Origin of the sequence: Micromonospora sp. NPDC047465 (assembly GCF_040643125.1) — a bacterium.
Classification (GTDB): domain Bacteria; phylum Actinomycetota; class Actinomycetes; order Mycobacteriales; family Micromonosporaceae; genus Micromonospora.
This window is the reverse complement of the sequence record NZ_JBEYTP010000106.1, coordinates 1-5,557: the sequence shown is the minus strand read 5'-3', so window position 1 is coordinate 5,557 and position 5,557 is coordinate 1. Positions and strand designations below refer to the sequence as shown.

The window sequence follows — 5,557 nt, the reverse complement described above, 5'->3', positions numbered from 1 at the left end:
CGCAGGTTCTCCGCCCAGTAGTCGGCGTCCATACGGGAACCGTCGAGCCAGGTCCCCGTGACCGTCGAGATGATCCGGACGTCGCCGTCGCTCGGGGCGAGGCCGGCCAGTTCGGTGCGTACCCGGTCGGAGACCGGCTGCACCGCCGGGGAGTGCGAGGCGTAGTCAACGGCCACGAGCCGGGCCCGCACACCCTCGGCGACGCACGCCGCCACCAGGTCGGCGACGGGCTGCGGCGGCCCGGCGACCGCAGTGGTAGCGGGGCCGTTGATGACGGAGACGGTCACGCCCTCGGGCAACCGTGCCTCCACCTCGGCGGCGGACAGGTCGATCGCCGCCATCGCCCCGGTGCCGGCAATGGTGGCCAACGCCCGGACCCGCAACGCCAGGACCTTGACGGCGTCGGCCAACGACAGCACCCCGGCCACGTGGGCGGCCACGATCTCACCCTGCGAATGGCCGATCACCGCCTTCGGGGTCATGCCGGCCTGCCGCCACAGCCGCGCCAGACCCACGCCGACGGCGAACAACGCCGGCTGGGCCACCTCGGAACGGCCCAACCACGAGTCGTCGGTGTCCGTCAGCACCGCGCGGATGTCGATATCGAGCCACCGGTCGAACTCCGCCTGACACTCGGCGAGGGCCTCGTCGAACACCGGACACGCACCGATCAGCCCGGCCGCCATCGCCACGTGCTGCGCGCCCTGCCCCGGGAACACCCAGACGGGGCCCTCCCCCGGCTCGCCGGCCTCACCGGTGACGACGGTGCCGGCGGGGGTGCCGGCGGCGAGGGCGTCCAGCCCCGCGAGCAACTGCGCCGGGTCGGTGGCCACCACCGCCGCCCGGTGCTCGAACGCCGACCGGGTGGTGGCCAGCGACCAGGCCAGCCGGGCCGGGTCGACGTCGCCGTGGTCACGGACGTACCGGGCGAGCCGGGCCGCCTGCTCCCGCAGGGCGGGCGTGGACCGGGCCGACAGCGACCAGACGGTGGCGGGGGTGGCGAGCAGGCCGGGCTGCTCCGGTACGGGGGCCGGGGCGGGCGCGGGGTCGGCCTGTTCGAGGATGACGTGGGCGTTGGTGCCGCTGATGCCGAACGACGACACGGCCGCCCGGCGGGGCCGGTCCACCTCCGGCCAGGGCCGGGCCTCGGTGAGCAGCTCGACGGCACCGGCCGACCAGTCGATGTGCGGGGACGGCTCGTCGACGTGCAGCGTGGCGGGCAGGACGCCGTGCCGCATGGCCATCACCATCTTGATGACACCCGCGACACCGGCGGCCGACTGGCTGTGCCCCATGTTCGACTTGATCGAGCCGAGCCACAGCGGCTCGCCATCGCCGCGCTCCTGCCCGTACGTGGCGAGCAGCGCCTGCGCCTCGATCGGGTCGCCGAGGGTGGTGCCGGTGCCGTGCGCCTCGACGGCGTCCACGTCGGAGGTGGTGAGGCGCGCGTTGCTGAGCGCCTGCCGGATCACCCGCTGCTGGGCGGGTCCGTTCGGGGCGGTGAGGCCGTTCGACGCGCCGTCCTGGTTGATCGCGCTGCCGCGGATGACGGCGAGGATGCGGTGGCCGTTGCGTTGGGCGTCGGAGAGCCGCTCGACCAGCAGCAGGCCGACGCCCTCGGCCCAGCCGGTGCCGTCGGCGGCGGCGGCGAACGACTTGCACCGCCCGTCGGAGGCGAGGCCGCGCTGGCGGGAGAAGCCGACGAAGGGGCTGGGGGTGGCCATGACGCAGACGCCGCCGGCCAGGGCCAGGTCGAACTCGCCGGCCCGCAGCGCCTGGCAGGCCAGGTGCAGTGCGACCAGGGAGGACGAGCAGGCCGTGTCGACGGTGACGGCCGGCCCCTCCAGCCCGAGGGCGTACGCGATCCGCCCGGAGACGACGCTGGTGACGGTGCCGGTCAGCAGGTAGCCCTCGTCGGCGCCGTCCGCGCCGCCGTCCTGCCCGACGCCGTAGCCGTTGGCGGCGGTGCCGACGAACGCGCCGACCTTCTGGCCCCGCACCGACGACGGGGCGATGCCGGCCGACTCGAACGCCTCCCAGGACGTCTCCAGCAGCAGCCGCTGCTGCGGGTCCATGGCCAGGGCCTCGCGGGGGGAGATTCCGAAGAAGTCGGCGTCGAACTCCGCCGCGTCGTAGAGGAAACCGCCCTGCTGGGTGGTGGACTTGCCGGCCCGGTCGGCCTGCGGGTCGTACAGGTTGTCCAGGTCCCAGCCCCGGTCGGTGGGGAAGCCGCCGATGGCGTCCCCGCCGGAGGCGACCAGGTCCCACATCTGGTCGGGGCTGGACACCCCGCCCGGGTAGCGGCAGGACATGGCGACGATGGCGATCGGCTCCCGGGCCGCCGCGGTCAGCTGCTGGTTGAGCTGCTTGAGCCGGCTGGTCTCCTTGAGCGAAGCCCGAAGCGCCTCGACGACCTTATCTGCAGACGTGGACATCATGTACTCCGTACGTGGGACAAGGGTCAGGACTCGGAGCCGTCGAGCGCCAGCCGGATGAGGGCGTCGGCGTCCATCTCGTCGATGGAGTCGCCGTCCTCGTCGGTCGGGGCCTGCTCGGCGTCGTCGCCGTCGGTGAGCTTGAGTAGCAGGTCCAGCAGTCCGGCCTCGCGGATGCGGGCCAGCGGGATGGTGGCCAGGGCCTGGCGCACCGCCACCTCGGCCGGGTCGGCCGCCTCCTGCCGCCCGGCCTCGGGGACCAGCGCGGTGAGCAGGTGGCCGGCCACGGCGGCCGGGTCGGGGTAGTCGAAGACCAACGTGGTGGGCAGGGACAGGCCGGTGGCCCGGGTGAGCCGGTTGCGCAGCTCGACCGCGGTCAGCGAGTCGAACCCGAGTTCCTTGAACGCGCGCCGCGGCTTGACCCGCTCCGGGCCGGGGTGGCCGAGGACGGCCGCGGCGTGGGTGCGGACCAGGTCGGTGAGGAGCTTGTCCTGCTCGTCCCCGGGCAGGGCGAGCAGTTGCTCGCGCAGCGGCTGCCCGCCGTCGCCCGGCTCGTCCTCGGCGGGCCGGTCGGCCGGCCGCGCCTCGGGCAGGTCGGCCAGCAGCGGTCGCGGCCGGGTCGAGGCGTACGCGGGGCCGAACGTCGCCCAGTCCACGTCGGCGACGGTGAGGCAGGCGCGTCCGCGCCCGACGGCGACCCGCAGGGCGTGGACCGCGTCGGCCGGGGGCATGGCGCGCAGCCCGCGCCGGGCCAGCTCCCGCTGGGCCTCGTCGGTGGCCATCCCGCCGTCGGCCCACGGCCCCCACGCCACGGAGGTGGCGGCGAGGCCCCGGGCGCGCCGCCGCTCGGCGAGCGCGTCGAGGTAGGCGTTGCCGGCCGCGTAGCCGGCCTGCCCGCCGCTGCCCCACACCCCGGCGATCGAGGCGAACAGCACGAACGCGTCCAGCGGCCGGTCGCCGAGCAACTCGTCCAGGTGCGCCGCCCCGGCGATCTTGCCGCCCATGACGGCGGCGAGCCGGGCCAGGTCGGTGTCGACGAGCGGGACGACGTCGTTCAGGCCGGCAGCGTGCACCACCGCGGTCAGCGGCGCCGGGTCGTCGTCCAGCCGGGCCAGCAGCCCGGCCACGGCGTCCCGGTCGGCCACGTCGCACGCCGCCACCGTCACCCGTACGCCGAGGGCGGTCAGCTCGTCGCGCAGCTCCGTCGCGCCGGGGGCGGCGTCGCCGCGCCGGCTGGTCAGCACCAGATGCTCGGCGCCGTTGCCGGCCGCCCAGCGGGCCACGTGCGCGCCCAGTGCGCCCGTGCCGCCGGTGACCAGCACGGTGCCGGAGGGCCGCCACCGCTCGGCCGCCGCCGCGTCGGCGGGCGTGGCCCGGGTCAGCCGCCGGGCGTACACGCCGGTGGGCCGCACCGCGAGCTGGTCCTCGTCGCCGGCGGCGACGAGCGCCGCCACGAGCCGGGCCGGGTCGACGTCCCGCTCGGGCAGGTCCAGCAGACCCACCCGGGACTGCGACAGTTCGAGGCCGGCCACCCGGCCCAGGCCCCACAGGCCGCCCTGGCCGGCGCTGCGGACGGGTTCGCCGTCGCCCGCGTCGACCGCGCCCCGGGTCACGCACCACAGCGGGGCGGTCGCCCCGGCGTCGTGCAGCGCCTGGAGCAGCAGCAGGGTGGCCGCCGTACCGACCGGCACGGACGGGTGGTCCGGGTGCGGCTCGTCGCGCAGGCCGAGCAGCAAGACCACGCCGACCGGCCCGTCGGCCGGCGCGCCGCCCAGCAGCTCGGCGAGGCCGGCGCGGGTGACGGTGGCCGGGTCGACGGTCACCCGACGCACGTCCCCGCCGGACGCGGTGAGCGCGGCGGCGATCCGGTCGGCCGACGGCTCGCCGGCGGGCTCGACCAGCAGCCAGGTCCCGACCGCCGCCGGGGAGTCGGCCAGGTCGATCCGCCGCCACCCCACCTGGTACGACCACCCGTTCACCGCCGCGTCGCGGGTGCGGGCGCGGCGCCAGGTGGACAGGACGGGCAGGGCCGGGGTCAGCGCCTCCACCGCGGCGTCGTCGCCGAGCTGGCCGGCGAGGGCGGCGAGGTCGCCGCTCTCGACGGCGGCCCAGAACTCGGCGTCGCCGCCCGTGTCCGGGGTGGCCTGCTGGCGCGGCGCGGCTTCCGGCCAGAACCGCTGGTGCTGGAACGCGTACGTCGGCAGGTCGACGCGGCGGGCGCCGGAGTCGGCGAACCAGGTCCGCCAGGTCACCGGCTCGCCGTGGACGTGCAGTTCGCCGAGGGCGGCCAGCAGCGCGTGGGTCTCGGGCCGGTCCCGACGCTGGACGGCGACGGACAGCACGCCCGCCTCGTCGGGCAGCACGTCGGCGACCATGGCGGTGAGTACGCTCTGCGGGCCGATCTCCAGGAACGTGTCCACCCCGGCCTTGCGCAGCGTGGTGACGCCGTCGGCGTACCGGACGGCCTCCCGGACGTGCCGCACCCAGTAGTCGGCGTTGCGGATCTCGTCGCCGTCAGCGAGCGCCCCGGTCAGGTTCGACACGACCGGCAGCAGCGGCGGCCGGAAGGCGAGACCCTCCAGGACGGACCGGAACTCGGCCAGCATCGGCTCCATCAGCGGACTGTGGAACGCGTGACTCACGGTCAACCGGCGCGTCCGGACGCCACGCGCCTGCCAGACCTGCTCCACCTCGTCGAGCGCGTCGACCGCCCCGGACACCACCACGGACGTCGGGCCGTTCACGGCGGCGATCCCCACCCGGTCGGCCAACCCGTCCAGCGTGGCCAGCACCTCGACCTCGGCCGCGTTCACCGCCAGCATCCCGCCACCGGCCGGCAACGCCTGCATCAACCGACCCCGGGCGGCGACCAGCGCACACGCATCCCCAAGAGACAGCACCCCGGCCACGTACGCGGCCGTGATCTCCCCGACCGAGTGGCCACCCACGAAGTCCGGCACCACGCCGAACGACTCCACCAGGCGGAACAGCGCCACCTCGACGGCGAACAGCCCGGCCTGCGTGAAGACGGTCTGGTCCAGCAGCCCCGCGTCGGCCGAGCCGTCGGGAGCGAACAGCACGTCACGAAGCGGCTGCGGCAGCAGCGCGTCGAGGTGCCCACA

2 protein-coding genes are annotated in these 5,557 nt (G+C 75.8%); both read right to left on the bottom strand.

Annotation, left to right across the window (positions count from 1 at the left end; genetic code table 11):
• A partial coding sequence (locus tag ABZ793_RS34475; protein WP_357465160.1) for a type I polyketide synthase occupies positions 1-2,465 on the bottom strand: 2,465 nt, incomplete at its 3' end.
• Positions 2,462-5,557, bottom strand: a 3,096-nt coding sequence (locus ABZ793_RS34470) for an SDR family NAD(P)-dependent oxidoreductase (protein WP_357465158.1), incomplete at its 5' end; no start/stop codon positions are given. The genes ABZ793_RS34470 and ABZ793_RS34475, both read right to left, overlap by 4 nt.